A 26306-nucleotide genomic window follows, 5' to 3' on the forward strand; every position below is an offset into this window, starting at 1 on the left:
GAAGTGCTTGGCGCGCAATGTGGTTGAAGCGCGTCAAGACGCCCGGGTCCAGTGCCTACCCGGCCGTACGCCGAACGCGCCAAGGCCGCCGCCTTCGCCACCTCCAATCGCGCACGCGCAGTCAGCGGCGCCATCATGAACCTCACTTGTCGTTCATGATCGATGTTATAGATCGGCGCCTACCAGTAACCCGCTGTTCTGTGCGCGATTTGCAACTACAACGATAAATACACGCCACTCTGTTGCTTGTGACAATATTAACTGACATCCTCCGCCTCAGAAGAGTCTGTCGTCCTCAAAATATTCGACAGGGCGGATGCGATGAGTGACAGTTGGCAGAACGTTGTGCTGCGGAACCAGCATCCGAAATTGCGGATGTTCGCAAATTGTGACGCAGACGTCAGTTCCGCGAAATCTGAAGTGCAGCCGGCGCTGCGTGTGACCACCGAGGAGCTTGCGGCCTCCACTCCACCGCTCGCTACCGCTATCGCACCCGAGGACGCCCCGGTCAGCGGCACCGCCAAGAAGCACGGGGTCGACGTGCAGGCGCAGCGGGCGGCCGTCGAGGTCAGCGTTTTCGTCCGCTCCACCGATTCACTGCCACCGGTGGCTGGCCAGCAGACCTTGCGCGGTATGGCGACCCGCCGGATGACCCTCGATGAAGTGTACGATCTCGCGCGCGACGCCGGCACCATCTTTATCGAACCGGCCGATGCCCTGAAGCTGCCGCGTCCGATCAAGGGCAGCGCCGGCGGCACCGCTCCAGCCCGCCGGGTCCCGGGCGTCGCTCCGGCCCAACTCGGCGACGGCAAGGGCATGCTGATCGGCATCATCGATGTCGAAGGCTTCGACTGGGCCCATACCGATTTCCTCGTCGGCGGCAAATCGCGGTTTGTCAGCATCTGGGATCAGGGTGCCAAGGTCGGCCGCAATCGCAAGGGCCTCAAGCGCGGTCGGGTGATCTCCGCCGCCGACATGCAAACCGCACTGACGGATGCCGCCAAGATTCACGTCTCGCCGCACGATCTCGAGCCGCAATCGCAGATGGTGGTGGGCTCGCACGGCACCCATGTCGCCTCCATCGCCGCCGGCAATAGCGGTCTCTGCAGCGCAGCCGAAATCGCCGCGGTGCTGATCGCGCTGCCCGAAGACGAAATCGACCGGCGCACCTCGTTCTACGATTCCACCTGCCTGCTCGACGCCGTCTACTACCTGCTCGATCTCGCCGGTGAGCGCCCCATCTCGATCAACATCAGCCTCGGGACCAACGGCCACGCCCATGACGGCTCAAGCATCCTCGACCGCTGGATCGACGCGTTGCTATCGGAGCCCGGCCGTTCGATCTGCATTGCTGCCGGCAACGCCGGCCAGGAACGACCCGAGGCTCCGGACGATCTCGGCTACATGATGGGCCGCATTCATGCGAGCGGCAAAATCGATGCCCAGGGCCTCGACCACATCCTCGAGTGGCAGGTCGTCGGCGACAAGATCAAGGATGCATCGGAGAACGAGCTCGAGATCTGGTACGAGCCGCAGGATCGCCTCGCCATCAGCATCCGCCCGCCAGATGGCGACTGGATCGGCCCGATCCAGCCCGGTGAGTTTCTCGAGAACCACCAGTTGCCCGACCGCACACTGATCAGCGTCTACAACGAGTTGCACCACCCGACCAACGGCGCCAACTACATCGCCACTTACCTGACGCCGTTCTTCGGCAGCAACCTGATCATCGGCATCCCCGCCGGCGTCTGGCAGGTCCGGCTGCACGGCCTCGTCATCCGCGACGGCGCCTTCCACGCTTGGATCGAGCGGGACGACCCGGCCGACTTGGGCGACGGCAGCTACTTCTGGCCGTCGTTCTTCACCGAGGCCTCGCATGTCGACACCTCCTCGGTCAGCGCCCTCGCCTGCGGCCAACGCATCGTCTCCGTCGCCAATCTCGATGAACTGAAGCGCCGCGCTCACATCACCTCGAGCCAGGGTCCGACCCGTGACGGCCGGCTGAAGCCCGACATTACTGCGCCCGGCACCGGCATCGTCGCGGCCAACGGCTTCGGCGGTCCGGATGACCCGTGGATCGAAATGACCGGCACCAGCATGGCGAGCCCCTATGTGGCCGGCGTCATCGGCCTGATGCTGGCGGCCGAGCCGACGCTCACCGCTGCCCAGATCCTCGGCATCATTAAGGCCACCGCCCGGCCCCTCCCCGGCGCCACCTATCAGTGGACGAACGACCTCGGCTTCGGTGTCATCTCTCCTGCCTCCTGCGTCGCCGAAGCCTCCCACGCGCTGACCCGTACCGAGCTGAAGAAAACCACGCCGCCCGCCACCGCTCCCACCGTCACCGCCGCGGCCCCGCCGGGCCGTCCCGCCAGTCGCCGTGCCGCCAAGCCTGCAACCCGACGCCCGCCGCCCGAGGCCGCATCATGAAAATCACCCTGCTGCCCTCCGACAAGGGCGATTGCCTGCTGATCGAGGCCGGTTCCGTCACCATCCTCGCCGATGGCGGTATGCCCGGCTCCTATGCCTCCGAGGTGCGCGGCTATCTCGGCAAATGGGCCGAGGACACCGGCAAGCAACTAGACCTCGTCTATGTCTCGCACGTCGATCAGGATCACATCGCCGGCGTGCTGCAGCTGCTCGAGGACACAGTGCAATGGCGCGTTTTCGACCACAAGCACGCCAACGGCCAGTCCTCCGGCAAGCCACCGTTCAGGAGACCGCCCAAGGTCAAGCGTATCTGGCACAACGCCTTCAAGCTCATGGTGGATGAGTCCGAGGCGATCGGCACTGTCCTCGCCGCCCGCGCTAACACGCTGTCCAGTTCGGCCAACCCGTCACTGCTTCGGCTCGCCGACGCCTTCCGCAGCATCGCCAACTCGATCCCCGAGGCGATCAAGGTGTCCCGCCGCATCGCCGCCGACCAGTTGAACATCCCTCTCAATGGCGAGTTCGGCAAGCTCCTCGCCATGGTCCGCGGCCACGAGGTGATCAGCCTCGCGGCCAACAGCTCCCTCGCCATCCGCGTCATCGGCCCGTTCGAGAAGGATCTCGAAGTCCTCCGCAAATACTGGAAGAACTGGCTCAACAGCCCTAAGAAGGCGGGCTCGCTGCAGGACCTCGAGGAGTGGCTGGAAGAAAACGACGGTCCGATCCCGCCCGGCTTCGGCGTGTCCATCGACGACGAACTGGGCCACCGCAAGGACGTCACCGAGCCCAACCTCGCCTCGCTCATGCTGCTGCTCGAGGAGCCGAAGGCTAGCGGCGGTGTCACCCGCGTCATCATGACCGGCGATGGCCATGCCGACGATATCCTCGCCGGCCTCACCCATCACGGCCGCCTCGCCGATGGCGCCGGGCTGCATGTCGACGTGCTGAAGCTCCAGCACCACGGTTCCGAGCACAATCTGCACCGCGCCTTCGCCAGGCGCATCACCGCCGATCACTACCTGATCTGCGCCAACGGCAAGGACAAAAACCCCGACCTGCGTGTCCTCGAGGTGCTGCTCGATTCCCGGCTGGGCGTTGCCGACAAGCTCTCGCCGAACGCGGAAGCCGGCCAGCCCTTCACCATATGGCTCAACTGCAGCACCCACTATCTCGACAAGCAGCAGGCCGCCTACATTGCGAAGAAGGGCACGCGCTCCACCGAGCTCGACAAGAACATCGCTCATATGAAGGCGGTCGAGGCTCTCCTCGCCGAGGCCAAACAGCACAACCCTGGCAGGCTGAAGCTCAAATCCCTCAAAGCCTCGCCGCTCGAACTCGAGGTCTGAACCGATAACGCGTCGAAGTCAGTCCGCGCATCATCAGCGCCACCACGCCGTCGCGCCTGCATGGACTGCTTGGGACGCTCCAAAATATGGCGACCGCCATGGGGCCTGCGGCCTGCGGCGAACTGGCCGCTCCGGCCCTCCGCTATGGCTTCGGGCGTTCTTCAATTGACGAATGGCTGTCAATTGCCCCGGTCTGATAGCTGATTGCCTCAGCCGGAGGCCGCTGCCGGCGGCAGCTCCCTGGGTTCGAATCCTTTGAAAGGTCCCCTGGACCTTTTCAATTCGCCTGCGACGAACCGGGTTCTCACCCCAAAAGCGTCCTTTTCCGTTTGGCGCCGCCCATCTTGCGCCAAGTGTTGAAGCGATGGGTGGCGGCGGCGAAGGAGATCTTCATCTGCTGGGCAACCGAATAGCGCGATTTGCCCTCGTCGAACATGCGGTAGCAGCACTCGACGCCCTCCTCTGTCAGCTTGCCGTCGGGCGCTTTGTTGTGCGGATTGGCCGGATCGAATTTTTCGACCTGCTGCTCGACCAAGCCTTTAAGGCGCTGCAGGTCCCCCTCGATGCTGGCGATGAGGTCGAGAACGGGTTTCGGGTCAAATGCATGGGTGGGCAATTTTGCCGGCATTTACGGTTTCCTTTCTCTTGGCTTAAGTTCGGCTATATAGGTGAACATTCGCCAATGAAGAAGAGGTGGTGGAAGAATCCCGGAGTCGCTAATTTTGAACGTCCGGCCGACGGGCGCGATTGACCAAGAGCGCAAAAACCCTAGTTTAGAATTATTCTAAACTGGGGTGAATTTCTCATGCTTTCTCGTGTTTTCGGTTTTGGCCGCCGTCCTTTCGAGTCGCTCTCGGAGCAAGAGATCCTGGCGCTCGCCATCTCTTCCGAGGAGGATGACGGGCGCATCTACCGCGCCTATGCCGACGGGCTGGCGGGTAGCTTTCCGCATTCGGCCAAAGTGTTCGAGGAGATGGCCGAGGAAGAGGACGGCCATCGCGACTCGCTAATCGAGCTTCACCGCGAACGTTTCGGCGAACGCATTCCGCTGATCCGGCGCGAGCATGTGAAGGGCTATTACGAGCGCAGGCCCGACTGGCTGGTCAGGCCGCTGGGCATCGAGCATGTGCGCCAACAGGCTGAAACGATGGAGCGGCAAGCCTATCTGTTTTATGTCGAGGCGGCGAAACGCACCAGCGATGCCTCGACGCGAAAGCTGCTCGACGATCTGGCGGTCGCCGAACAGGGCCACGAGACGTTGGCGCAGCGGCTGGAGAAAAAGCATGTGCCGGGTGCGGTGAAGGATGAGGAAGCTGCGGCCGAGCAGCGCCAGTTCATCCTGACCTATGTGCAGCCGGGACTGGCCGGGCTGATGGACGGATCGGTGTCGACGCTGGCGCCGATCTTCGCCGCCGCCTTCGCCACGCACGACACGTTCCAGACCTTCCTGGTCGGGCTTGCCGCCTCGATCGGCGCCGGCATCTCGATGGGCTTCACCGAGGTCGCCTCCGACGACGGACGGCTGTCGGGGCGCGGCTCGCCGGTTAAACGCGGCATCACCACAGGCCTCATGACGGCGCTGGGCGGTCTCGGTCACGCCTTGCCCTACCTCATTCCGTATTTCTGGACCGCGACAATTCTCGCGGTCGTGGTGGTGTTCTTCGAGCTGTGGGCGATCGCCTTTGTGCAGAACCGTTACATGCAGACGCCATTCTGGCGCGCCGCCTTCCAGGTGGTGCTGGGCGGCGCGCTGGTGTTTGCGGCTGGAGTGCTGATCGGGAATGCCTAGAGAGCGCTACCCATTCACCGCCCGGCTGTCCTCAGGCGCCTCGGCGCGTTCGGTCAGGCCGTAGTCGCGCACGACATGGGCGATGCGCAGACGATAGCCGGCAAAGATGCCGCCACGGCCGGCCTTCTGCGCCTCCCTATGTTCCTCCGTGTTGCGCCAGGCCTTGACCGCCTCCTCGTCGCGCCAGAACGACAGCGACAGGATGCGGTTCGGGTCGGTGAGGCTCTGAAAGCGCTCGATGGTGAGAAACCCGTCTATGCCGTCGAGCAGCGGACGCAGGTCGGCTGCGAGTCCGAGATAGGCGTCGCGCTTGCCCGCTGCCGGCTCGACTTCGAAGATGACGGCGATCATAGTTTCACCTTTCCTTCAGGCATCATCTCGGTCTGAAAAGTCTGCAACTTCTGGGGATCATGCTTCGGTGCGTGCGGCCCGGACGCGAGTTTCAGAAACGTCCGATCCTCCTTCAGGATGAATCTTTCACGCCGGGCGAATTCGTAATTCGCCCGGCCGACCGGATCGGCGGCGAGCCTGATGCGGTAGGCTTCGTAAGCCGCCAGGCTGTCGATATTGTAAGCGGCGTAGGCGGTGGTGGCCGAGCCCTCATGCGGCGCAAAATAGCCGATCAGATCGGCGCCGCAGCGCGGGATGGCCTCGCCCCAGTTGCGGGCATATTCCTCGAATGCCGCCTTGCCGAACGGGTCGATCTCGTAACGGATGAAGCAGGTGATGGTCATCTTTTGTCTCCTTGCTGGATTTGTTTGTTGCAGCGACAGTTCGAGTGGGGTCGAAACGTTCGGCGGACCGATGTGCTAGGCAATTTCTCTGGTGGTCACGCTTGCCAGAAGCACTTCGCGCATTCGCGGCGAACGTCTTCTGGCGTCAGGCCAACATCGCGCAAAAGGTGCTCGTCAATCTCGGCGAGGTCGAGGCGCTGCAGATGGCGGTCGTACCACCGCGCCAGGAGCCGCAGATGCAACCTGCGCAGGATAATGAACGGAAACGGCCGACGGCCGAAGCGCCTGACAAGCACGGTGTGGGGAACGGTTCTTGCGGTCATCGTTGTCTCCTTGATCTCAGCAGAGGATAGTGGTTATCTGACGACAATGCTTCGATAAGGAACGAACAATGCGTGAAGGACCAGATATAGCCCGCATCGCCAGCCTGGTCGGCGATCCGGCGCGAGCAAACATGCTGACCGCGCTGATGGGCGGCACGGCACTGACGGCGAGCGAACTGGCGCTCGAGGCGGGCGTTTCGCTGCCGACTGCCAGCTCGCATCTGTCGAAACTGATGGAGGGCGGGCTGCTGACGCTGGCAAGCCAGGGGCGGCATCGCTACTACGGCCTCGCCGGGCCGCAGGTGGCGGGCATGATCGAGGCGATCACCGGTGTCGCCGCTGCGGTCGGGCCGCAACGGGTGCGGCCGGGTCCGCGTGATACGGCCATGCGCGCGGCGCGGGTTTGCTACGACCACCTCGCCGGAGAACAGGCAGTGGCGATGCTGGATCGTCTTGTCGGCAAAAAAGTCCTCATCCGCGACGATAAGGAGATCAGGCTTGGGCCGTCAGCCGCCGCGCATTTCGCCGAGATCGGCATCGATGTCGAGAGCAAGGCGCGGCGACCCGTGTGCCGGGCCTGCCTCGACTGGAGCGTGCGGCGCTCGCATCTGGCCGGCACGCTGGGCGCGGCCATTCTCGACAAAATCCTTTTGGAAAAATGGGCGCGGCGCGAAAAGGACAGCCGCGCGGTGATCTTTTCGCCGATGGGCAAGCAGGCCTTCGAGACGGTTTTTCTCGGCTGAAAGATGATCAGCCGCGCTTGAGCGGCTTGCCCTGCTTGAAAAAATCCGCCCAGGGATCGGCTTTCGCCAACTGCTTCAGCGTCGTCTTGTCGCCGACCGGAAAGGCGTTCGGCGCCAACCCGGCCTCGATCTCCGCCCAGGTCGCCGGCATCGAGACCGTAGCGCCTTTCTTGGCCCGCGACGAATAGGGTGCCACCGTGGTCGAGCCGCGGCCATTGCGCAGATAGTCCACGAAGATCTTGCCAGTGCGCGCCTTCTTCGACAGCGTTGCTGTATACCGATCAGGGGCGGCCTGCTCGAGGGCGCGGGCGAAATCGTGAGCGAAGTCCTTCACCTCATCCCAATCCGCCGACGGTTTCAGCGGCACGACGACATGATAGCCCTTGCCGCCCGAGGTCTTGACGAAATGCGGCAATGACAGCTCATCGAGCTGGCCTCGGATTTGGAGCACCGCCGCGCGCACCAATTTCACGTCGACGCCTTCGTCGGGATCGAGATCGAAGATGATCTGGTCCGGCTTGTCGAGTTCGTCGATAGTGCAGCCCCAGATATGGATCTCGACCACGCCGAACTGGACTAAGGCAGCGACACCATGGAAATCGCGAATGAACAATATCTCCTCGCCGTCCACCGGATCCTTCATCCTGGCGATTTTTTCGTGCATGCCTGCGGACGCATGCTTTTGGAAGAAGCGTTGGCCGCCGACGCCGTCCGGCGCCCGTACAAGGCTGAGCGGCCGATTGACGACGTATTGTTGCATGCGCGGCCAGACCAAAGCGTAATGATCGAGCAGACCCTGCTTAGAGACCTTCTCCTGCGGCCACAGAAGCTTGTCGGGATGAGAAAGTTTTACGACGGTTTTTGCCCTCCCGGCGGATTTGACAGGGGTCTCGCCCTTGCCCCCGGCAGGCTTTGCCTTGGTGTCGGCCTTGCCTGCGGGTGCCTTCGGCTTTTCCTGCACGACTTCCTCCGCCGGTTTGTCCTCGCGCAATCTGGAACGAGGCGTGGCGCATTATACGGTCGACGTCCAGGTACGGAAAGTGAGGCAAAGCCGGGTTGTCCGGCCTTGCCTCGATCGCGAGTGCTATTCCGCGGCGTGAAGGTTGACCTTGGCTTCCGCAATCTCGGTAAGCTTGCGGTCGGTCGCCTGCTCTTCCTTGATGTTGTTGGCCAGGACATTGGCACAGTCGGTGCGGCCAAGCTGCTTGGCCCAGGCGATCAGGGTGCCGTAACGGGTTATCTCGTAGTGCTCGACCGCTTGCGCGGATGCGATCAGGGCGGCGTCGAGAACGTCCTTGTCGTCGATGTCGCCGCTGACTTCATCGGCTTCCTCGAGAATGCCGTCGATAGCCGGACAGTTGACCGTCTTGGCCTTCACGCTATGCAGTTCGAACACCTTCTCGACCCGCTCGATATGGCCTTTGGTCTGGCCGAGGTGCTTCTCCAGGCCGGCTTTCAGCTGCGGATCGGTCGCCTTGTCGATCATCTTCGGCAGCGACTTCTCGATCTGTTTTTCGGCGTAATAGATGTCGCGAAGCGTGTGGACGAAGAGGTCGTCCAGCGTCTTGATGTCTTTCGAAAAGAAACCCATGGCTTTGCCTTTCCATTGTTCTTGCTGTGCGGGGTCCTGGCGGCGGTTCCGCACGGAAGCCGCTGCCTGCTGGGCCGGGTTGGTCCCGGCTTTTAGCGTCAACGTGCGGCTATCGGACGGGTTCCTGGCTTTCCCCGAGCACGCACGGAAATTTCGCGGCGCCGGCCAAAGTTGAAACACAAGCGCGCCGCAGCGACATCCAAACGAAACATATGTGATGCAAAAGTCACATTAGCTGGAATGCCGACGAACTGCATGGAAAGACCGCGAATCAGCCGCATTCCAGCCACGAACCAAGGCCTTTTTGACCAAAGATTAACATCGTGTTCACCGACTATTCACGCCTTGACGCTATGATCCCCGCAATTCGGAAGGGACATCCGAAATCGGGACAGGGACAGGGACAATGAACTTCTTGACGCACCTCATCGGCTACGCTGCCGCCATCCGCGAATTCGTCGCGCCGACCTACCGGCCGGAGCGCTATTACATGCGCGGCCCCGGCCCCGCTTGCGCACGCCGCGGCCACACGCTCGGCATCAGCGCGCACTGATGACGACCATGGAAGGCCGTCACGACAGCCGGATCTGCAGGCCGGCCGCCGATCACCGTGCGACGACCTATCGCGCGGAACGTCCTGGGCTCGCCGACAGGCGGCGTGCGACAACGCCAAGGTTCTGAGATTCTAGGGCTTTGAGATTCAGGGGCTTTGATCTCGCCGCCGGCAAGCTTAGTGTCGTTTGACACCAAGCAGCCGGGACTCGCGTGACCGCCCAGCCAGACCATCCTCCCGAAAAGCCAGCCTTCGATGCAAGCCAGCCGCTGATCGTGTTCGACGGCGTCTGCGTGCTGTGCTCTGGCTTTGTGCGCATGGTGGTCAGGCTCGACCGCAAAAGCCGCTTCCGTTTCGCCACGGCGCAGTCGCCGCTCGGCGAAGCGCTGTTCCGAAAATACGGGCTGCGGACGGACAGCTACGAGACCAATCTGGCCCTCATCGACGGTGCCGCCTTCACGCGGCTGGACAGTTTCATTGCCGTGATGGCGGAACTGGGCTGGCCGTGGCGGGCGGCGAGATCTTTACTCCTGCTGCCGCGCCCGCTTCGCGACTGGCTCTACGATCGCGTTGCGAAGAATCGTTACGCGCTGTTCGGCAGGAAAGAGAGCTGCGAGATCCCGTCCGCCGAGTTGAAAGGGCGGCTGATTGGCTAGGCCGGCCACTGCAAGGGTTCTATCCTGCACGATACCGCGGGCGGATCGGCACCCCCCTTTGCCGGAATCATCCGTTATCGCGGCTGGCTCGAACCTTCGCAAGGCCCCAGCAAGATCGCGTCGCCTGCCGCCCTGGCGAGTTCGCGGCAGCCCTGAATCGTGCACAGCGTCCAGCCTTCACCCGTCGCGCCAGAGGCCGCGAGCACAAGGCGCCCCTGCGGCGCCATCTTGGGTTTATAGACCCACCAACCGTCCCGCAGCACCGAGCCTTCCGGCGGCTCCATGCCGGCGCCCGAGCCCTTGATCCGCGCCTCGGCGATCTGCAAGCCGGAAGGCATCACTTTCCAGTCTTCCTGCCAACGCGTCTTTTCCACCGAATGCGTCCAGGCGAGCGTGAACGCAGCCACAGTGAGCGTCACCGTCTTGCCGGCGGCGAGGATACAGAGGCTCATGCGGTGCCGGTGGCCTGCCGCGCACGCCAGCAATGCCAGCCGATCCAGGCGACAGAGAGCGCCCAGCCGGCTTCGTCGGTGACTGGCAGCGCCGCAACCAGCAGCACGCCGGCGGCGAAGGCGACGAGACGTTCCCACCAGGCCATGCGCCGGGCGAGGAACCCGACGGCGGCTGCCCCCCACAGGGCAATGCCCACGCAAGCCTTGGCGACGACATAGGCGACCTCGACGGGATAGCCGAACTGGGCGGCGATCGGGCCGGGGTCCTGCAACATCAGCGCCGGGGTGTAGACCGCCATGAACGGCACGACGAAGCCGGCGACGGCAAGCTTGGTGGCCTGGATGCCGATCTTGAGGCCGCTCTCCTTGGCCATGGGCGCGGCGGCGAAGGCGGCCAGCGCCACCGGCGGTGTGAGATCGGCCATGATGCCGAAATAGAAGACGAACATATGGCTGACCACCAGCGGCACGCCGAGCGACAGCAATGCCGGTCCGGCCAGCGACGAGGTGATGATGTAGTTGGGGATCGTCGGTATGCCCATGCCGAGCACCAGGCAGGTCAGCATGGTCAGCACCAGTGACAGGAACAGATTGTTCTCGCCGATGGAGATGATCCAGCCGATGAAAGTCGAGGCGATGCCGGTGAGCGTCAAAGTGCCGATGACGACGCCGACTATGGCGCAGGCGATGCCGACCGGCAGCGCGTTCTTTGCTCCCTCGGCAAGCGAATCTACGCATATCTGCAGCGTCTCGCGACCGCCCTTGAAGGTGACGCAGGCGACAATTAGCCCGGCGATCACAAGACTGAGGATATTGACGCCGAATTTCATGAAAGAGGCGGCGGCAAGTCCCAACGCCAGCCAGAAGACGATGCGGAAGGCAAGCGGCCCGATCAACGCCGCCAGCGGCGTGCCGAGGATGAGCACGATGGTCAGCGCCAGACCCATGGTGCCGGCGAAGATCGGCGTATAGCCGGCAAACAGCAGATAGATAAGCGCGGCCAGCGGCAGCACCAGCGGCCAATGTCTTCTCACCGCGTCCCACGGATTGGGCAGGTCCGCCTTGGCCATGCCCTGTAGGCCGGCCTTGCCGGCTTCCAGGTACACCTGCCAGAAGCAGGCGCCGAAATAGAGCAGCGCCGGGATGATCGCCGCCTTGACCACCTCGGCATAGGGAATGTTCAGCGTCTCGGCCATGATGAAGGCGACCGCGCCCATCACCGGCGGCATGATCTGGCCGCCCATTGACGAGGTTGCCTCGACGGCGCCGGCGAAAGCCGAACGGAAGCCGAAGCGCTTCATCAGCGGGATGGTGAACTGGCCGGAGGCCACCACATTGGCGACGCCAGAGCCGGAAATGGTGCCCATCAACGCCGAGGACAGAACGCAGACCTGGGCCGGGCCGCCGCGCCACGAGCCGACCAGGCCAAGGGCGAAATCGTTGAACAGTGCGATCATGCCGGCGCGTTCGAGAAAGGCAGCGAAGACGACGAAGATGAAGATATAGGCGGCCGAGACGTAGACCGGCGTGCCGTATATGCCTTCGGTGCCAAAGGCGAAGGTGTCGATGAGCTGGGCGAAATCATAGCCGCGATGGATGAAGGGCGGCGGCAGGTGATTGCCGAAGAAAGCGTAGGCGAGAAAGATCAGAGCGATCAGGGCAAGCGGCAGCCCCATCAGCCGCCGCGCCGCCTCGAAGACCAGCACGACCAGCACCGTGCCGATGATCAGGTCCGGCGTGGTGAGGAAGCCGGAGCGGCGGATGAGGTCGGTATAGAACACCCAATTATAGAGGCCGGTGGCAAAGCCGAGCACGCCGAGCGTCCAGAACGCTGCTTTCGCCGGTGTGCTTGTGGCGCGCAGATTGGCGATCAGGGCAAAGCCGAGCAACAGCAAGAAGCCGACATGCATGGCGCGCACCACCTGGCTCGGAAGGCTGCCATAGGCGGCGATGTAGATCTGGAAGATAGAAAAGGCGATGGCGATGAGAAAGGCGGCCTTGCCGGCGATGCCTTCGCCGAAACCCGACGGCAGGCCTTCGACCGGGGCTTCGGCGGTGGGGGAAAGAACGGTCGGGGCGTCGGTCATTGGCGGGGTTCCTGGCGAGGCGTTCCCCTCCCCCTTGAGGGGAGGGTTGGACAGCCGCCGAAGGCGGATGGACGGGTGGGGTAACCTCAACTGCCTCGACCTTTGACTGAAAGACGGAGTGCGTCGCCGAGGACCCCTCCCGGCCCTGCGGGCCACCCTCCCCCTCAAGGGCCCCTCGAGGGGGAGGGAGTGCCCTACTTCACCAGCCCCTTTTCCTTGTAGTACCGCTCGGCGCCGGGATGCAGCGGCACCGGCATGCCGTCGAGCGCCTTGGCCATGTCGATCGCCTTGGCGGCGGCGTGGGCGGCGGCGAGCTGGTCGAGATTTTCGAACAGCAGCTTGGTCATCTGATAGGCGGTCTCATCGGAGACGTCGGCATGGCTGATGAGGAAATTACCGACGGCGGCGGTCGCGACATCCTCGGTCTGGCCTTCATAGGTGCCCTTGGGAATGGCTACCGCAAGATAGGGCGAGCCGATCTTTGCGACGTCCTCCGCCGGTACTGCAACGACGTTGATCGGCACCGAGGTGGCGAGGTCGCGGATCGATGCGACGCCGAGGCCGGCCGATTGCAGCGTGGCGTCGAGCTGGCGGTTCTTGATGAGCTCGACCGATTCGGCGAAGGGCAGATACTCGACCCGTCCAAGGTCTTCGTATTTCAGCCCGGCGGCCGCGAAGATGGCGCGGGCGTTGAGCTCGGTGCCGGAGGCCGGCGCGCCGACAGACAGGCTCTTGCCTTTGAGGTCGGCAAGCGTCTTGATGCCGGACTCCTTGCTGGCAACGATCTGGATGTAGTTGGGATAGATGGCGGCGATGCCGCGCAGCTTGTCGAGCTTGCCCGGATAGCCGGCTTCGGTATTGCCCTCGGCGGCCAGTTTGACGGCATCGCCGAGCGCGAAGGCGAGCTCGCCTTTGCCCTGCTGCAGCAGGTTGAGATTCTCGACCGAAGCTTTCGTCGCCTGCACCTGGGTGCGGGCGCCTTCGATGCCCTTCCCGTAGATTTCCGACAGCGCGACACCGAGCGGATAATAGACGCCCGAGGTGCCGCCGGTCAGCACGTTGATGAATTCCTGCGCCTTGGCCGAAACCGCGCCAATGCCCAGCGACAGCGCCAGCGCGCCGGCGGCAACAAACTTCGTCCTGAAATTGAGCATGTGATTTCCTCCCTGAAATATTTGCCACCGCACGACCCGACGCGAGTTTAGACAGCGGGCGGGAAATGCCAACCCGCAATTGCGCCGATTAGACCAACGGTCGATGCCGCTGGACATGCAGGCTTGCGCGAGATGCCATCCGGGCCGAAAGATTTTTGCAGCGCCTGTCGAATTCGGGCGAGGACGCGCGACATTGGTTCGGCCGGCAACGACGCGGCCTTCGAAACCACGGGAGAAGACCATGCGATACATGCTTTTGATCTACGGAAACGAAGCCGCAATGGCGAATGCGCCACGCGAGAGCACCGAGCAGACCCTCGCGGCCTATGGCGCTTATACCGAAGCGTTGAAGAAATCAGGCGTATGGCTGGCCGGCGACCGGCTGAGACCGACCCAGGCGGCCACCTCTGTACGGATGGCTAACGGCAAGACCAACGTGCTCGACGGCCCGTATGCCGATACCAAGGAGCAACTTGCCGGCTTCTACATGATCGAGGCGGCGGACATCGACACGGCCATCGAATGGGCTGCGCGCTGTCCAGCAGCCAGCACTGGCACGGTCGAGGTGCGACCGATCTGGGAAATGACGGAGTACTTATCTGAGAAATGACCATGTGATGGACAGTCGTCCGGAGATCGCACGGGCGGCGGCGGATGCAGCCGCCCGCCAAAGCTACGGCAAGCTGGTCGCCTATCTGGCCGCGCGCATCCGCGACGTGGCCGGCGCCGAGGACGCGCTGGCCGACGCCTTTGCGGCGGCGCTCGAACGCTGGCCGCAAACCGGCGTGCCTGAGAAGCCGGAAGCCTGGCTGCTGGCGGTGGCACAAAAACGTAGCGTCGACGCGATCCGGCGGCGGCTGACCAGCGAGGCGGGCCGCGACCATCTCAGGTTGATCGCCGAGGAGATCGAGGCCCGCATGGCCGATGAAGACCTGCCCGACGAACGGCTGCGGCTGATGTTTGCCTGCGCCCATCCGGCGATCGAGGCCGGCGTGCGTGCGCCGCTGATTCTGCAAGCCATTCTGGGCTTCGACGCCGCGACCATCGCCTCTGCCTTCCTGGTGTCGCCGGCAACGATGGGCCAGCGCCTGGTGCGCGCCAAAAACCGCATCCGCGAGACCGGCATTCCGTTCCGTGTGCCGGAGCGGGCCGAGCTCGGCGAGCGGCTGGATGCGGTGCTGGAAGCGATCTACGCCGCGTTCGCCGAAGGCTGGTCCGACCCGGCCGGCACCGAAACCCGGCGCCGCAATCTCGCGACCGAAGGCATCTGGCTCGGCCGGCTGGTGGCGTCGTTGATGCCGGATGAGCCGGAAGCGCTCGGCCTGCTGGCGCTGATGCTGTTTGCCGAGGCGCGGCGTGCGGCGCGGCGCAACGCCGCCGGAGACTATGTGCCATTGGCCGAGCAGGAGCTTGCGCTGTGGGACGGCGCCTTGATCGACGAAGCGGAGACACTGCTCAGGCGCGCCGCGGCCAAGGGCGTTGTCGGTCGCTACCAGCTCGAGGCGGCCGTGCAATCCGCCCATACGACGCGGCGGCTGACCGGCCGGACCGACTGGATTGCGATCAAACATCTCTACGACGCGCTGTCGATGGTTGCCGGCTCGCCGGTGATTTCGATCAACCGCGCGGTGGCCATTGCCGAGGCCGACGGCGCCGCGGCGGGATTGAGTGCACTTGATGAGCTTGGCGACGACAAACGGCTGCATGATTATCAGCCTTATTGGGCCGCCCGCGCGGGCCTTCTGGCCAGGCTCGACAAAACCCGGGAAGCGGCCGCAGCCTATGACCGGGCGATCGGCCTCGAACGCGACCCGGCTGTGCGCCGGTTCCTGCAGGAACGACGGGCGGGGCTCGGCCGCGCGGAAGCAGACTGAGACAAGGCGATCGGTTCAGGCCGGCCACATGGCGTGGGAGGCGTTCAGCTTCCTCATCACCTGATGCTCCCGCAATTTGGCCCACAGGCGTTCGATGTTCGGCCAGGCGGTGCGGACTTTTCCGACCTCGGGATGCCAGGCCACCAGCATGACGAGATAGATGTCGGCCAGCGAGAGCTGGTCGCCGACCAGCCAGTCGCGGCCTTCGAGGGCAGCATCGAGAATGGCCAAGCCGCGATCCAATTCCGAGATCGCCGCCTGCTTGACCGCGTTCACGCCGCCGGGATCGGCTGTGTAGCGATGAGCGTAGAAGAACCGCAGGTCAGCCGGATAGATGACCGACGACATGAACGTCATCCAGCGCAGGAAGTCGGCGCGGTCAGGCGAGTTCGCTGCCGGCGCCAAGTTCGCTTCCGGGTGGCGCTCGGCAAGCAGGATGCAGATCGCCGCCGATTCGGTCATCGAACTTCCGTCCGGCAAGATCAGGACTGGCACCTGGTTCAAGGGGCTGATATCGAGGAAGGCCTGGTCGGGCGGGTTCGACTTCGGAACATCGATCTGGTCGAAAGGCGCACCCGCCAGTATCAGCGCCGCCTCGACGACAACGCCGCCGGTATTGGCACGGGTGTAGAGCTTGTACATGAAATCCTCCGCCAGCCGTTGCAAGGCCGGCGACGATCTGAACCGGAAGCGCCGCTCCACTCAAGCGAGCAACGGCCGCCACAGGTGTTTTTTCAGCGGTCCAGCGCTGCCATCTGGGTCCTCGGCGCACGGCTGGAGCCTGTCGCTCCTTAGGTGGACTAGCGCAATTTTCGAGATTAGCTGAAGCCCACCTACCTTCGTCGAGGGACCTAAGCCCCCAGCCCTTCGAACAGGATCGTCGACAGATAGCGCTCGGCGAAGGACGGGATGACCACCACGAGGTTCTTGCCATTGTTCTCCGGCCGCGAGCCGACGACGATCGCCGCCTGCAGGGCAGCGCCCGACGAGATGCCGACCGGCACGCCTTCGAGGCGCGCGACGAGCCGCGCATTGGCGACCGAATCCTCGTTGGAGACCTTGACGATCTCGTCATAGATCGTCGTGTCGAGTATCTTCGGCGCGAAGCCGGCGCCGATGCCCTGGATCTTGTGCGGACCGGGCTGGCCGCCCGACAGCACCGGCGAGGCTTCCGGCTCGACGGCGACGACATGCACGGAGGGCTTGCGCTGCTTCAGCACCTGGCCGACGCCGGTGATGGTGCCACCGGTGCCGATGCCGGCCACGAAGATGTCGACCTCGCCATGGGTGTCGTTCCAGATTTCCTCGGCCGTGGTGCGGCGGTGGATCTCCGGGTTGGCCGGATTTTCGAACTGCTGCGGAATAATGGCGTCGGGCAGCGTCGCGGCCAGCTCGTCGGCCTTGGCGATGGCGCCCTTCATGCCTTTCGGTCCTTCGGTCAGCACCAGTTCGGCGCCGAGCAGCGCCAGCATCTTGCGGCGCTCGACCGACATGGTTTCCGGCATCGTCAGGATCAGTTTGTAGCCCTTGGCGGCAGCGGCAAAGGCGAGCGCGATGCCGGTGTTGCCCGAGGTCGGCTCGATCAGCGTCGTCCTGCCGGGTGCAATCCTGCCCGATGCCTCCAGCGCCTCGATCATCGAGACGCCGATGCGGTCCTTGACTGAGGCGATCGGGTTGAAGAATTCGAGCTTGGCCAGCAGATTGGCAACGACGCCCTTTTCGTTGGCGAATTTGTCGAGCCGTACCAGCGGCGTGTCGCCGATCGTCTCGGTGATCGAATTGTAGATGCGGCCGCGGCCCGGCGCGTGCTGGGTGGTGGCGGGCTTGTTCATTGGTTTCGCTCCCAAGAGTTAGGCGGGCAAGAGTCAGATAGGCATAAGTCTCGACAAGGCAGGATAAAGCCTTCGGCCGCGCAAGATAGTCTGCCGTTTGAAAATATCCGACTGGAACGCATTCTGAAAACACCCTCGCCCGGGAAAAGCATTCAGGCGTGGGCAAAACTGGCCTATTGCCGGGCGGCGATCGCAGCCGCCGCCCCGACCATGAAGGCGGCGGCGGTGCGGTTCAGCGCCCTCAGCGCGCGCGGGGACTTCAGAAGCCCGCGCGCCTTGGCCGCCAGCGCCAGATAGGGCACCAGCACCACCAGCAACACGACGAGCGTCAGCGCGACGAGGATGCCGTAGTCGGCGAGCGTAATGGTCTTCAGATCGACGATGGTCGGCGTGATGGCGAGATAGAAGATCATCGTCTTCGGATTGCCGAGCGTGACGGCGAGGCCGGCAATAAAGCTCGACACCAGCCCGCCCCTGCCTTTCTTCGCCGCCACCGTTTCGGGCGCGATGCCGCTCGTCCAAAAGCGCCAGCCCAGGAAAGCGAGATAGGCGACGCCCAGCCATTTGATCGCCAGGAAGGCCATGCCGAAGGTCTGCGCGACGAGCGCGAGGCCGAGCACCACGGCGGTGAGGTAGGTGAGATCGCCGAGCATCAGCCCGAAGGACATGGCGAGCGCCGAGCGAAACCCGGACCCAAGCGCACGCGCAATAAGCGCGGTGAGCCCCGGGCCGGGGATGGCAGCGGCGATGCCGAGGGCCGCGCTATAAGCGAGGAATCCGGTGAGGGTCATGGTTTCGGCCTTAGCGCATGACCCCAAAAAACGGGATCGACCTTTTAGACTGAGCCTTTTAAGACTGGGCCTTGTCGCACAAAGGTGGGCAGGCGTGTACTCCCTCAGGGACGGTTTCGATTGCACCAGCGCCGCCGGCCAGGCGAACGCGCCGATCAAGACGGGCTTTGCCGTAAGTGACGCGCCGGCAAATCGACCGTATGGTTTTTCGGGCTCAGTTTCCGGCTGCGTAGAAATCGTCGTCGAGGCGCTTTTCCAGCGCGACGAGATCGGCCGGCAGCGGCAGGCCCATGGCGCGCATCTCCCTCAGCTTTTCGCGCAGTTGTTCCTGCACTTCATGCTGATCCTCGGGCTGGTTGATCATCTGCTCGAGCAATAGGCTGATCTGGGCTTTGAATGATTCCAGCGCCATTTTTTTCTCCTTGAGGTCCCCGAAAGCGTGTCGCGTTTGAAGGGATTCGTGCGACGCGCTTTGGTTTTGGGCGACATGTATTACCGCAGCATGCGCGAAATAAGCTGCGCGGTATAGTCGACCATCGGCACGATGCGTGCGTAGTTCAGCCGGGTCGGGCCGATGACGCCGAGCGCGCCGATGACGCGGGCGTCCTTGTCGCGATAGGGCGCCACGACCAGCGACGAGCCCGACAGCGAAAACAGCTTGTTTTCCGAGCCGATGAAGATGCGCACGCCGGAGCCTTCCTCGGCGAGGTCGAGAAGCTGGATCAGCCCGTTCTGCGTCTCCAGATCCTCGAACAAATGCCGCAGCAGCTCGATGTCGGCCTGCGCGGTGACATTTTCCAGCAGGTTGGCGCGGCCGCGCACGATGAGACGCGCCGGCAGGCCGCTCTCGGCGCCCGCCCAGACCGCAAGGCCCTTCTCCACCAGATCCTGCGACAGCGTGTCGAGGGCGGCTTTGGTCTCTTCCTTGATGCGGGCGATCTCGATCCGTGCCTCGGCCAGCGTGCGGCCACGGATGTGGGCATTGAGGAAGTTCGAGGCTTCATGCAATTGCGAGACGGTGATGCCGGCCGGCAGGTCGACGACGCGATTTTCGACGTCGCCGTTCTGCGACACCAGCACGGCCAGCGCCTTGGTCGGCTCGAGTTGGATGAATTCGATGTGCTTGAGCGCCACCTCGTTCTTGGCGGCAAGCACGAGGCCGGCGCCGCGCGACATGCCGGACAGCATCTGGCTGGCCTCGGTGAGCATGTGCTCCAGCGTCGCGCCAGAGCCGGAGGCGCGCACCTGCGCCTCGATGGTGCGGCGCTCCTCGTCGGAGAGATCGCCAAGCTCCATGAAAGCATCGACGAAGAAGCGCAGGCCGACCTGGGTCGGCAGCCGGCCGGCCGAGATATGCGGCGCATAGATCAGGCCGAGATGCTCGAGATCACTCATTACGTTGCGGATGGTGGCGGGCGACAGCGAAGACGGCAGGATACGCGACAGGCTGCGTGAGCCGACCGGCTCGCCGTCCTTCAGATAGGAATCGACAATGCGCCGAAAGATGTCGCGCGAGCGCATGTCGAGCGACTGGAGTGCGGGCGACTGGAGTGCGGGCGATTGAAGCGCAGGGGACTGGAGCACTGCCGCCGACTGGGAATTGGGATCGACTGCCTTGGTCATTTCGAGCCAAACACCTCCGGCCCAAAGATATAGACTTCGGCCACGCCGGCGCAACTGGTCCATTTTCCTTTGCGCCTCTCGTCGCGTGCGGCTACAAGCCGGCCACGATGCCGAAAATTAGGATAAAAGCCTGAATGCGCCCTTCCAAACGCCAATTCGACGAAATGCGCGCCATCTCCTTCGAACGCGGCGTCTCCAAGCACGCGGAAGGTTCGTGCCTGGTGAAGTTCGGCGACACGCATGTGCTGTGCACGGCCAGCCTCGAGGAAAAGGTACCGGGCTGGATGCGCAATTCCGGCAAGGGCTGGGTGACGGCGGAGTACGGCATGCTGCCGCGATCGACCGGCGAGCGCATGCGCCGCGAAGCTTCGGCCGGCAAGCAAGGCGGCCGAACGCTGGAAATCCAGCGGCTGATCGGCCGTTCGCTGCGCGCCGTGGTCGATCTGCAGGCGCTCGGCGAGCAGCAGATCACCGTCGACTGCGACGTGATTCAGGCCGATGGCGGCACGCGCACAGCCTCGATCACCGGCGGTTGGGTGGCGCTTTACGATTGCCTGCGCTGGATGGAAGCCCGGCAGATGGCCAGCGTCGCCAAGGTGCTGAAGGATCATGTCGCGGCTATCTCCTGCGGCATCCATGACGGCCAGCCGGTCATCGATCTCGACTATCTCGAGGATTCCTCGGCCGGCACCGACGCCAACTTCGTCATGACCGGCAAGGGCGGCATCGTCGAGATCCAGGGCACGGCCGAGGGCGAGCCTTTCTCAGAAGAGCAGTTCACTGCGCTAATGGAATTGGCCAAGAAAGGCATCCAGCGACTGGTCAGCCTGCAACAGATGGCTGTAGCTTAACCCTGTCATGACTCCTTCCGCCATCCTCGAATCAGCCCTCTACGTGACCGACCTCAATGCCGCGGAAGAGTTCTATTCCGGCGTGCTTGGGCTCGATCTGCTGGGCAAGGTCGACGGCAGGCATCTTTTCTTCCGTTGCGGCGACGGCGTGCTGCTCGTCTTCAACGCCGAGGCGACCAAGGTGCCGCCGGCGCCCGATGCCAGGCTGAAAGTGCCGCCGCACGGCGCTGTCGGCGACGGCCATCTCTGCTTTGCAGCAAACGCGGACGAGATCGTGAGCTGGAGAGCGCATCTGGAAGCGAAGAAGATTGCCATCGAAAGCGAGTTCGAATGGCCGCAAGGCGGCCGCTCGATTTATATTCGCGACCCTTCCGGCAATTCGATCGAATTCGCCGAGCCAAGAATCTGGGGCCTCTGATGCATTCGCTTTATGGGCACAGAATTGTCGTAGCCAGCCACAATGCCGGCAAACTGCGCGAGTTCGCCGATCTGATGGCGCCATTCGGCATAGAAGCGAAGTCGGCCAAGGAATACGGCCTGCCGGAGCCGGACGAGACCGGCACCACCTTCGAGGAGAACGCCTATCTCAAGGCTTTTGCCGCCGCCAAGGCGACAGGCCTGCCGGCATTGTCGGACGATTCTGGCCTGTGTGTCGATGCGCTAGGCGGAGCGCCCGGCGTCTATACCGCCAATTGGGCCGAGGCGCCGGACGGGTCCCGCGATTTCGGCATGGCGATGCAGCGGGCGGAAGTGGCGTTGCAGGAAGTCGGCGCGGCCGCGCCTGCGCAGCGCAAGGGTCGCTTCGTCGCCGTCATCTGCCTGGCCTTTCCCGACGGCGCGGCCGAATATTTCCGAGGCGAGGTCGAGGGCACGCTGGTATGGCCGCCGCGCGGCGAACTCGGCTTCGGCTACGACCCGGTGTTCGTGCCGGACGGTTTCGAAAAGACCTTCGGCGAGATGACCGCAGAGGAAAAACATGGCTGGAAGCCCGGCCAGCCGACGGCATTGTCGCACCGCGCCCGCGCCTTTCAGAAATTCGCGCACGCCAGACTGGATTTGGCACGATCGGGCGTGAAATGACCATGCTGCTCGACCGCAGCCCCGGCTTCGGCGTCTACATCCACTGGCCGTTCTGCGCGGCCAAATGCCCCTATTGCGACTTCAACAGCCATGTCCGCCACCAGCCGGTCGACCAGGAGCGTTTTGCGCGCGCCTTCGAGACCGAGCTTGCGACGATGCGCCACCGCACCGGACCGCGCGAGGTGACCAGCATTTTCCTCGGCGGCGGCACGCCATCGCTGATGAAGCCGGAAACTGTGGCGACGGTGCTGGACGCGGTGGCGAAGAACTGGACGGTGCCCGCCGGTATCGAGGTGACGCTGGAAGCCAACCCCTCCTCGGTCGAGTCCGAGCGCTTTCGCGGCTACCGGGCGGCAGGCGTCAACCGCGTGTCGCTCGGCGTGCAGGCGCTGAACGACAAGGATCTGCGCTTCCTCGGCCGCTTGCACAATGTCCATGAAGCGCTGCATGCGATCGGCCTGGCGCGTGAGATCTTTCCGCGGCTGTCCTTCGACATGATCTACGCACGGCCCGGCCAGACACCTGAGGCGTGGCAGGCGGAGCTCGAACAGGCTATCGGCCACGCCGCCGACCATCTGTCGCTCTACCAGCTGACCATCGAGGAAGGCACGCCGTTCCATGCGCTGCATGCGGCCAAGAAATTCGCTATTCCCGACAATGACCATGCCGCCGATCTCTATGCGCTGACGCAGGAGATCACCGCCGCACATGGGCTGCCGGCCTACGAGATTTCCAACCACGCCAGATCAGGTGCCGAAAGCCGGCACAATCTCACCTATTGGCGCTATGGCGAATATGTCGGCGTCGGTCCCGGTGCGCATGGCCGCTTCGTCGAGAATGGCCGCCGCGTGGTGACGATCGCCGAAAGAATGCCGGAAACCTGGGCCAATCTGGTCGAGGCCAAGGGCCATGGCGTCACCGGCGGCGAGACCCTGACGCGCTCGGAAGAGGCCGACGAGTTCCTCTTGATGGGGCTGAGGCTGGCCGAGGGCATCGATCTCTCGCGCTACGAAGCGTTTTCCGGGCGCGGCCTGTCGACGGCGCGGCTGTCGATGCTGCAGGGCGAGGGGCTGGTGGCGCCGATCGGCAATGCCCGCCTGCGCGCCACGCCGGCCGGCATGATCGTGCTCGACGCGGTGGTGGCGGATCTGGCGCGGTAAGGCATAGTTTTGGGCGTATGAGCTGCGTTCGAAAATCCTACTGCGGGCGCGCCTATTTTAGGCTGAATACCTCTATCATCTCGGCGCGCCCTTTGACCTCGTGATAGCCGCAGGACTTGAAATATTGTCTACCTTCAGGCCAGTGCTCGACGAATTGGGCGCTGACCAACAGCGGCTTGTCCAGTTTTCGCGTCAATCCCTCAATACGAAAGGCCAAATTCACGGCATCGCCCAGCGCGGTGTTGATGCCTTTGCCCATAGCGCCGATAGCAACTTCACCCACATGAAGGCCAATGCGGCAGTCGAGCACGATGTCTTGTTGTTCCCTGACCAATACTCGGGTTGGCGACGTAGCCGCGTCTTCCGCAGCGCGGAGCGCCTGGGCAGCCTGAACCGCAGAGACACAGACATCCGCTGCGGTCCCGTGCCAATAAGCAAATACACAATCACCGATGAATTTGTCGATCGAGGCACCGTAGTGCTTCAAAATCACATTGCAGTCCATATACCACTCGGCCAAGAGGGCCGCCACCTGTTCCGGGGATAGCCTTGCGCTAATTCCGGTAAACTCCTTCAAATCAGCAACGAACAGGGTGGCAGCCCGGCTCGTAGGGGTTGCCGGCTTGCCCCATTGAGTTTTTGTGTTCGCCACTTGCGAATCTAGATCGGGGGCAGTCGTGCCCTGGTCGAAAAGAAAAATCGATCTGCCGAACTGGACGCGATCGCCGGTGTGCAGCATACGCGCGGTTGTGAGCGCCACGTCATTCACGTAACTGCCATTGGCACTGCCGACATCAACAACCCAGTAGTTCGCGCCGTCGCGCCGGATCGTTGCATGCTGGCGCGAAACTTCCCCGTCTGCCAAGCTTATGGTGGCATGTTCGCCACGACCAATCAGGTTGAAATCTCCCAGCCTATAGGCCTCTCTGTTGCTCAGTGCGGTTAAGGTTGCCGACATAATCCTCTCCCGTACGCTCAAGCGCCCACGCAGGTACAATCTTAACACGGAGCGTTAGGGATATCGAAGTCGCATCGGCCGGCACCAACTACGATGCCGACACCCCGTTGACGCACGACCTCGTCTCCTAGGCCGACATCATCTTCGTGATGGAAAGGCGCACCGCGCCAAACTGCAGAAGAAATTCAAGGCCAGCCTGAAGAAGGCCCGCGTGATCTGCCTCGACATTCCGGACGACTAATGAGTCCATGGACCCAGGTCTGGTGCGTCTGCTGGAAGCGCGCGTCTCGAAGTATCTGGGTTGAATGATCTGGCCGAGCGTTCCCCTGCGCTTTAGAGAGAAGTGTCTCGGCCAATCGCGAAGGTTGCGGTAGTCAGGCGTCGTGCTTGGGGCGGCGCTTGGCGTGGCCTTTCTCGGCGTCCGCCTCACCGTCGCGAGCCGGCTTGGCGTCGCCCTTGTCGGGGCGGGCGCGGTATCGATCGCTTGTCGGATGTGGGGGCGCTCCGTTGCGGGAGCTTTTCGTTTCAAGGCGGGTGATGAAAATGTCGAAGCGATTGGGCATCGTCTGGTCAGTGCTCCATCGTGCTGCCGGTGCCGGTCGAGGGCTCGATTTTCAGCTTGGTTGCCTTTGACGGACGACGCTTTCGCGGCTTTTTAGCCAAGCCGGCGCCGGCTTTGGCAGGCAGGCTCTTGTCCGTTCGCGCAGCAAAGCGCTTGCGGCCTGCATAGTAGGGTTCGAAAACGTCCTGTATCTTGAGGCTGTCCATCCTGCTCCTCCCGAGATCAGGCATAAATCCGCCGGGCACGGTTTCGTTCCGTACTGTGGCAAAGGCATGGCCGCCGCCTCACTTCGGCATGGGTTTTGCCACCGGGCGTGAGCCGTGCCAAACAGGGTAGAATGCATTCATGGTCAGAGCCTGACGGGGGACACCGGTGACCGGCGAGTTGGCAAGACGCAGCTATGTGATCGGCCAGACCGAGATACCGGCCCGGCCGCTCGAGCCGGCGCTCTACCTCGTTGCGACGCCGATCGGCAATCTCGCCGACATCACATTACGCGCGCTTGAAACGCTCGCCGCCGCCGACATCGTCGCCTGCGAGGACACGCGGGTCAGCCGCGTGCTGCTCGACCGCTACGGCATCCGCCGCCGCACGTCAGCCTATCACGAGCACAATGCCGGCGAGGCCGGGCCGAAGCTGATCGCGGCCTTGCTGGCCGGGCAGAGCGTGGCGCTGATCTCGGACGCCGGCACGCCGCTGATCTCCGATCCCGGCTACCGGCTGGTCGGCGAGGCTCTCGACCAAGGCATTCGCGTGGTGCCGATCCCCGGCCCGTCGGCGCCGCTTGCGGCACTGACGGCGTCAGGCCTGCCTTCCGACGCCTTCCTGTTCGCCGGTTTCCTGCCGGTGAAGGCTGGGCAGCGGCTGGCGCGGCTGGAAGCGCTGAAAGCCGTGCCGGCGACGCTGATCTTCTTCGAATCGCCGCGTCGGCTGGCCGAGACGCTCAGTGCCATGGTCGAGGCGCTGGGCGGCGCCCGCAAGGCCGCGATCGGCCGCGAGCTGACCAAGACCTTCGAGGAGATGCGGACCGGCACCTTAGAGTCGCTCGCCGATCACTATGAGGCGGCCGACACGCCGAAGGGTGAGATCGTCATCTGCGTCGGCCCGTCGGAAGCAACGGCCGACGAACCTGAAGACATCGACCGGCTGCTGCTTTCGCTTGCCGCCGAGATGCCGGCCTCCAAGGCGGCGGCGGAAGCCGCCAAGATGACCGGCGGCCAGAAGCAGGCGCTTTACCGGCGATTGCTTGAACTCAAGGATACTGGGAAGAAGGGCGATACTGGCAAAGAGGGCGACACAGGGAAAGACGACGTTGGCTGAACGCCCGGTCGCCAGCCGCCAACGGGCCTATCGGCGCGGCCACCGCAGCGAGTGGCTGGCGGCTGCGGCATTGATGGTGAAGGGCTACCGGATCCTGGCGTGCCGCCACCGCACGCGGTTCGGCGAGATCGACCTGATCGCGCGCCGCGGCGACCTAGTGCTGATCGTCGAGGTGAAGGCGCGCCGCACTCTGATGGAAGCCATGGAGGCTGTTCGCTACGAATCGGAGCGTCGCATCGAAAGCGCCGCCGATCTCTGGCTGTCGCGACAGTCCGACTATGGACGATTGTCGGTGCGTTTCGACATGGTCGCGGTGCTGCCGTGGCGCTGGCCGGTGCATGTCGAGAATGTTTTCTACGGGCGAAACTAGACCATGCCCTGCCGCAAATGGCCGAGA

The 26306-nt window shown here is 63.6% G+C and carries 30 protein-coding genes and 2 pseudogenes; 15 read left to right on the forward strand and 17 right to left on the reverse strand.

Annotated elements, in window-relative coordinates:
- Positions 1-345: 345 nt before the first annotated feature.
- Both ACWTU8_RS15270 and ACWTU8_RS15275 read left to right on the forward strand, forming a co-directional pair.
- A complete protein-coding gene (locus ACWTU8_RS15270) occupies positions 346-2430 on the forward strand; it encodes a S8 family serine peptidase (RefSeq protein WP_455848810.1) in 2085 nt (694 codons plus the stop codon).
- Positions 2427-3776 (forward strand): MBL fold metallo-hydrolase, encoded by a 1350-nt coding sequence (locus ACWTU8_RS15275; protein ID WP_455848811.1) that lies wholly within the window; start codon positions 2427-2429, stop codon positions 3774-3776. Before ACWTU8_RS15270 ends, ACWTU8_RS15275 begins: the two co-directional genes overlap by 4 nt.
- Positions 3777-4080: 304 nt before the next feature.
- On the opposite strand, the gene ACWTU8_RS15280 is transcribed toward ACWTU8_RS15275, so the two are convergent.
- Positions 4081-4404: a hypothetical protein gene (locus ACWTU8_RS15280; protein WP_029347916.1), complete on the reverse strand. Its 324-nt coding sequence runs from the start codon at positions 4402-4404 to the stop codon at positions 4081-4083.
- A gap of 177 nt (positions 4405-4581) precedes the next feature.
- Here ACWTU8_RS15280 and mbfA point away from each other — a divergent pair, with 177 nt between their 5' ends.
- Entirely contained in the window at positions 4582-5565 is a 984-nt protein-coding gene (gene mbfA / locus ACWTU8_RS15285) for an iron exporter MbfA (RefSeq protein ID WP_455848812.1), read from the forward strand.
- Positions 5566-5571: 6 nt separating this feature from the next.
- Here mbfA and ACWTU8_RS15290 read toward each other — a convergent pair whose 3' ends face one another.
- The 3 genes from ACWTU8_RS15290 to ACWTU8_RS15300 form a co-directional block, all read right to left on the reverse strand.
- Positions 5572-5916, reverse strand: coding sequence for an antibiotic biosynthesis monooxygenase family protein (locus ACWTU8_RS15290; RefSeq protein ID WP_455848813.1), 345 nt, complete (start codon positions 5914-5916; stop codon positions 5572-5574).
- Positions 5913-6299, reverse strand: coding sequence for an NIPSNAP family protein (locus ACWTU8_RS15295; protein WP_455848814.1), 387 nt, complete (start codon positions 6297-6299; stop codon positions 5913-5915). Before ACWTU8_RS15295 ends, ACWTU8_RS15290 begins: the two co-directional genes overlap by 4 nt.
- A 95-nt stretch (positions 6300-6394) precedes the next feature.
- Positions 6395-6622, reverse strand: coding sequence for a DUF1127 domain-containing protein (locus tag ACWTU8_RS15300; protein WP_127208062.1), 228 nt, complete (start codon positions 6620-6622; stop codon positions 6395-6397).
- A 68-nt stretch (positions 6623-6690) separates the two neighbouring features.
- On the opposite strand from ACWTU8_RS15300, the gene ACWTU8_RS15305 reads away from it, so the two are divergent.
- Positions 6691-7365, forward strand: coding sequence for an ArsR/SmtB family transcription factor (locus ACWTU8_RS15305; protein ID WP_455848815.1), 675 nt, complete (start codon positions 6691-6693; stop codon positions 7363-7365).
- 7 nt (positions 7366-7372) lie between these two features.
- Here ACWTU8_RS15305 and ligD read toward each other — a convergent pair.
- Positions 7373-8404 (reverse strand): annotated as a pseudogene (gene ligD / locus ACWTU8_RS15310) (DNA ligase D); the annotation flags it as partial.
- A 45-nt stretch (positions 8405-8449) separates the two neighbouring features.
- Complete coding sequence (locus tag ACWTU8_RS15315; RefSeq protein WP_455848816.1) at positions 8450-8956, reverse strand: YciE/YciF ferroxidase family protein; 507 nt, start codon at positions 8954-8956, stop codon at positions 8450-8452.
- Positions 8957-9362: 406 nt separating this feature from the next.
- On the opposite strand from ACWTU8_RS15315, the gene ACWTU8_RS15320 reads away from it, so the two are divergent.
- On the forward strand, positions 9363-9509 hold the full coding sequence (locus ACWTU8_RS15320) for a hypothetical protein (protein ID WP_023801394.1): 147 nt from the start codon (positions 9363-9365) through the stop codon (positions 9507-9509).
- Positions 9510-9721: 212 nt separating this feature from the next.
- Positions 9722-10165, forward strand: a complete 444-nt coding sequence (locus ACWTU8_RS15325) for a thiol-disulfide oxidoreductase DCC family protein (RefSeq protein WP_065006453.1) — start codon at positions 9722-9724, stop codon at positions 10163-10165.
- 74 nt (positions 10166-10239) lie between these two features.
- Here the strand turns inward: ACWTU8_RS15325 and ACWTU8_RS15330 are convergent, their stop codons facing one another.
- The 3 genes from ACWTU8_RS15330 to ACWTU8_RS15340 all read right to left on the reverse strand — a co-directional run bounded on the left by ACWTU8_RS15330 (position 10240) and on the right by ACWTU8_RS15340 (position 13858).
- The gene (locus ACWTU8_RS15330; RefSeq protein ID WP_455848817.1) at positions 10240-10617 is read right to left on the reverse strand and encodes a DUF1850 domain-containing protein; all 378 of its coding nucleotides are present in this window, start codon (positions 10615-10617) and stop codon (positions 10240-10242) included.
- Positions 10614-12704, reverse strand: a complete 2091-nt coding sequence (locus ACWTU8_RS15335) for a TRAP transporter permease (RefSeq protein ID WP_029347930.1) — start codon at positions 12702-12704, stop codon at positions 10614-10616. Before ACWTU8_RS15335 ends, ACWTU8_RS15330 begins: the two co-directional genes overlap by 4 nt.
- Positions 12705-12898: 194 nt before the next feature.
- Complete coding sequence (locus tag ACWTU8_RS15340; RefSeq protein ID WP_455848818.1) at positions 12899-13858, reverse strand: TAXI family TRAP transporter solute-binding subunit; 960 nt, start codon at positions 13856-13858, stop codon at positions 12899-12901.
- A 241-nt stretch (positions 13859-14099) separates the two neighbouring features.
- Here ACWTU8_RS15340 and ACWTU8_RS15345 point away from each other — a divergent pair, with 241 nt between their 5' ends.
- Both ACWTU8_RS15345 and ACWTU8_RS15350 read left to right on the forward strand, forming a co-directional pair.
- The gene (locus ACWTU8_RS15345) at positions 14100-14468 is read left to right on the forward strand and encodes a YciI family protein (RefSeq protein ID WP_029347934.1); all 369 of its coding nucleotides are present in this window, start codon (positions 14100-14102) and stop codon (positions 14466-14468) included.
- Positions 14469-14475: 7 nt separating this feature from the next.
- Positions 14476-15732 carry an RNA polymerase sigma factor gene (locus ACWTU8_RS15350; RefSeq protein WP_455848819.1) on the forward strand — a complete coding sequence of 419 codons (1257 nt, stop codon included), beginning with the start codon at positions 14476-14478 and terminating at the stop codon, positions 15730-15732.
- Between the two features lie 15 nt (positions 15733-15747).
- Here ACWTU8_RS15350 and ACWTU8_RS15355 read toward each other — a convergent pair whose 3' ends face one another.
- From ACWTU8_RS15355 to hrcA, 5 genes are all read right to left on the reverse strand, one after another.
- On the reverse strand, positions 15748-16374 hold the full coding sequence (locus ACWTU8_RS15355; protein WP_455848820.1) for a glutathione S-transferase family protein: 627 nt from the start codon (positions 16372-16374) through the stop codon (positions 15748-15750).
- A gap of 209 nt (positions 16375-16583) precedes the next feature.
- Positions 16584-17564 (reverse strand): cysteine synthase A, encoded by a 981-nt coding sequence (cysK, locus tag ACWTU8_RS15360; RefSeq protein WP_455848821.1) that lies wholly within the window; start codon positions 17562-17564, stop codon positions 16584-16586.
- 173 nt (positions 17565-17737) lie between these two features.
- Positions 17738-18355: a LysE family translocator gene (locus tag ACWTU8_RS15365; protein WP_455848822.1), complete on the reverse strand. Its 618-nt coding sequence runs from the start codon at positions 18353-18355 to the stop codon at positions 17738-17740.
- 214 nt (positions 18356-18569) lie between these two features.
- Positions 18570-18767 (reverse strand): hypothetical protein, encoded by a 198-nt coding sequence (locus ACWTU8_RS15370; RefSeq protein WP_029347942.1) that lies wholly within the window; start codon positions 18765-18767, stop codon positions 18570-18572.
- Between the two features lie 80 nt (positions 18768-18847).
- Positions 18848-19978, reverse strand: a complete 1131-nt coding sequence (gene hrcA, locus ACWTU8_RS15375; protein ID WP_455848823.1) for a heat-inducible transcriptional repressor HrcA — start codon at positions 19976-19978, stop codon at positions 18848-18850.
- Between the two features lie 134 nt (positions 19979-20112).
- On the opposite strand from hrcA, the gene rph reads away from it, so the two are divergent.
- Genes rph through hemW form a run of 4 tightly spaced genes read left to right on the forward strand, consistent with a single transcriptional unit; the run spans position 20113 to position 23069 of the window.
- Positions 20113-20829 carry a ribonuclease PH gene (gene rph, locus ACWTU8_RS15380; protein WP_029347945.1) on the forward strand — a complete coding sequence of 239 codons (717 nt, stop codon included), beginning with the start codon at positions 20113-20115 and terminating at the stop codon, positions 20827-20829.
- A gap of 7 nt (positions 20830-20836) precedes the next feature.
- On the forward strand, positions 20837-21247 hold the full coding sequence (locus ACWTU8_RS15385; RefSeq protein WP_455848824.1) for a VOC family protein: 411 nt from the start codon (positions 20837-20839) through the stop codon (positions 21245-21247).
- On the forward strand, positions 21247-21909 hold the full coding sequence (rdgB, locus tag ACWTU8_RS15390; protein WP_455848825.1) for an RdgB/HAM1 family non-canonical purine NTP pyrophosphatase: 663 nt from the start codon (positions 21247-21249) through the stop codon (positions 21907-21909). The genes ACWTU8_RS15385 and rdgB overlap by 1 nt, the downstream gene beginning before the upstream one ends.
- On the forward strand, positions 21906-23069 hold the full coding sequence (gene hemW, locus ACWTU8_RS15395; RefSeq protein ID WP_455848826.1) for a radical SAM family heme chaperone HemW: 1164 nt from the start codon (positions 21906-21908) through the stop codon (positions 23067-23069). Before rdgB ends, hemW begins: the two co-directional genes overlap by 4 nt.
- A 52-nt stretch (positions 23070-23121) precedes the next feature.
- Here the strand turns inward: hemW and ACWTU8_RS15400 are convergent, their stop codons facing one another.
- Complete coding sequence (locus tag ACWTU8_RS15400) at positions 23122-24027, reverse strand: FHA domain-containing protein (RefSeq protein WP_455848827.1); 906 nt, start codon at positions 24025-24027, stop codon at positions 23122-23124.
- 56 nt (positions 24028-24083) lie between these two features.
- On the opposite strand from ACWTU8_RS15400, the pseudogene ACWTU8_RS15405 reads away from it, so the two are divergent.
- Positions 24084-24332: pseudogene (locus ACWTU8_RS15405) on the forward strand (low molecular weight protein tyrosine phosphatase family protein); the annotation flags it as partial.
- 69 nt (positions 24333-24401) lie between these two features.
- Here ACWTU8_RS15405 and ACWTU8_RS15410 read toward each other — a convergent pair.
- Positions 24402-24590, reverse strand: a complete 189-nt coding sequence (locus ACWTU8_RS15410; RefSeq protein ID WP_095517666.1) for a hypothetical protein — start codon at positions 24588-24590, stop codon at positions 24402-24404.
- A gap of 7 nt (positions 24591-24597) precedes the next feature.
- Positions 24598-24795, reverse strand: coding sequence for a hypothetical protein (locus ACWTU8_RS15415; RefSeq protein ID WP_287160223.1), 198 nt, complete (start codon positions 24793-24795; stop codon positions 24598-24600).
- A 166-nt stretch (positions 24796-24961) separates the two neighbouring features.
- On the opposite strand from ACWTU8_RS15415, the gene rsmI reads away from it, so the two are divergent.
- Both rsmI and ACWTU8_RS15425 read left to right on the forward strand, forming a co-directional pair.
- Positions 24962-25909, forward strand: a complete 948-nt coding sequence (gene rsmI, locus ACWTU8_RS15420; protein ID WP_455848828.1) for a 16S rRNA (cytidine(1402)-2'-O)-methyltransferase — start codon at positions 24962-24964, stop codon at positions 25907-25909.
- A complete protein-coding gene (locus tag ACWTU8_RS15425) occupies positions 25902-26279 on the forward strand; it encodes a YraN family protein (RefSeq protein WP_455848829.1) in 378 nt (125 codons plus the stop codon). The genes rsmI and ACWTU8_RS15425 overlap by 8 nt, the downstream gene beginning before the upstream one ends.
- The last annotated feature ends 27 nt before the right edge of the window (positions 26280-26306 follow it).

This window comes from Mesorhizobium sp. BHbdii, from assembly GCF_053848045.1.